Source organism: Aeromonas sp. ZOR0002 (assembly GCF_963866995.1).
Lineage (GTDB): Bacteria > Pseudomonadota > Gammaproteobacteria > Enterobacterales > Aeromonadaceae > Aeromonas > Aeromonas caviae.
The window spans coordinates 6,304-8,656 of sequence record NZ_CAWMFQ010000338.1; the positions used below are offsets into that span (position 1 = coordinate 6,304).

Annotated in this window: 1 protein-coding gene; it reads right to left on the bottom strand. The window is 65.0% G+C overall.

Annotated features, from left to right (window positions below):
• Nucleotides 1–191 precede the first annotated feature (191 nt).
• The coding region (locus AACR77_RS18350) for a type I secretion C-terminal target domain-containing protein (RefSeq protein ID WP_042883267.1) at nucleotides 192–2,353 on the bottom strand (2,162 nt) is incomplete at its 5' end.

The window sequence follows — 2,353 nt, forward strand, 5'->3', positions numbered from 1 at the left end:
CGGGCAGCCCGATGGGAGGCCCGGGCGGCGAACCCTTTTGGTTGTTTGAACCACCCACACAGTGAAAAGCAGCAACAACACCCACTCTGTTAAAAACCATCTCCCATTGCCACCACCAGAAAACATCAAGTCAGCATATTCAGCCAAAAAAAGAGCCGGCATTCGCCGGCTCTTTGCATCATCTCACCCCATCAGGGGTGCTGGATGATCAGGCTGTGCTGATCCAGCATGGATTGCAGGATGTCGTGAGAGGAGGAGCCGCTCAGGTTCCAGCCACTCAGATCCACGTCCTTCAGGGTGATCTGCTGGGTGACATTGCCATCCCCCGCCGGGGAGACCGACAGGCTCACGTCACTCAGGCCATTGCCGGTGCTGGTCACCGATGCCTGGAGATGACCCAGCAGGCCATCCACGCTGTTGTCGGTCACCCCCTTGAGCAGGTCCGCCAGATCGATCCTGTCCCCCTCCTGGGGACGGAAGTCGGTGATGGTGTCTATCGCCGGAGAGGCCGTCGTCCCCTCGTCACCACTGCCCCACACGAAGAGATCGCTGCCGGCGCCACCGGTCAGGATGTCGTTGCCCTGACCGCCCCGCAGCACATCATCCCCCATGCCGCCCAGGAGGCGATCATTGCCGGAGGAGCCGAACAGCCAGTCCCCCTGATCTGAGCCCAGCAGATCGTGGCCGCTCTGGCTGTGGATGGTGATGGTCTCCGTGGCCGAGCTCAGGGTGCCGCCACCCAGGCTGGATTCGGCATTCAGGGTGAGGGCATGATCCCCCGCCGGCAGATCCTTGAGGTAGATGGGCACGGACTGGTCCATCGGCAGCAACCAGTCATTGCCATCCGCGTGGCCGACGCTCTGGCCGTGCTCGTCCACCACCTGGGCGTTGCCGAGGTTCTGGATCCGCACCGACAGCTCGCCCGGGGCCGGATTGACCACGCTGGCGCTGAGGTTGAGCGGCACCCAGGCCCCTTGCAGCGCAAGGATATCGTGGGTGCCGACCCCCAGCTGGGGATCGTCCGGCTCGGCCGTCACCTGGATGGCAATCTGGGCGCTGTCGGTCAGGACGCCACCGGCACCGGTATTGCCCTGATCTGAGGTGGTGATGCTCAGGTTGTCCTGACCCCAGAAGTCCCTGGCTGGCTCGTAGTGCAGGTTGCCTGCCAGCAGGCCGTTGAGATCATCGAGCGACCCGACCAGGGTCACCACGCTGGTCCCCGCCCCCTGCACCGAGACGGCGCCTGCCGCCCCCAGCAGGGTCAGCACACCGTGCTCCACCCGCAGCACCATGGAGATGGGCGCACTGCCCGCATCCACGTCCTTCACGCTGATCCCGGTGAGCGACAGGGAGCCATCCTCTTTCACCTGCAATGAGCCCGGCACCTGGGTGACAGGGGCATCATTGACCGGCTCGACCTCGATGGGCAGCACGTCGGTATCGCTCAGGGGGCCACCGCTGCCGGTGTTGCCAAGATCATTGGTCACCATGGTCAGGGCATCCTGGCCATTGAAGTCCTGCTCGCCCTGATAGGTCACGCCCCCTGCGAGCAAGGCATTGATGGCATCCTGGGAACCGCTCAGCACCAGGGTGTTGCTGCCGCTGCCGCTCACCGTCACGCCACTGCCCGCCGCCAGTTCCAGGGTACCGTGCAGCACGGAGAGGGTGACAGAGAGGGGGCTGTTGCCCGCATCCACATCGCTCACCTGCAGCCCGTGAATGGTGAAGGGCTGATCTTCCTGCGCCACCTGGGGCGTCGTCGGCAGCTGGTTGACCGGGGCATCGTTGACCGGTTGTACCAGGATGGGCAGCACATCGGTGTCACTCAGGGCGCCACCGCTGCCGGTATTGCCCCGATCGTCCGTCACCATGGTCAAGGCGTCATTGCCATGGAAGTCCGGGTCGCCCTGATAGGTGACGCCGCCCGAGAGCAGGGCATTGAGATCCGCCAGAGTGCCGGTCAGCACCACATCGCCGGTGCCGTTGCCGGTCAGGGTCACGCCGCTCCCGGCCGGCAGGGTCAGGGTGCCGTGCTCCACCGAGAGGCGCACTTCCATGATGCCGTTGCCCGCATCCACGTCCTTGACCTGCAGACCCTGGATGACGAACGGCTCGTCCTCCTGGGCCACCTGGGGATCATCGGGCAGCACGTTGACGGGGGCGTCGTTGACCGGGCTCACATCGAGATGGATGGTGCCGTTCACTTCCGGGCCGAGGGCGCCGTTGTCCAGGCTCTGGGCCGTCACCTTGATTGCCATGGCGCCATTGGCGTCATGGGTCACCAGCTCCACCGCGTCGAGCTTGCCCCCATCCGTGGTGACCTGCCAGCGGCCACCGCCGAGATCCACCACGG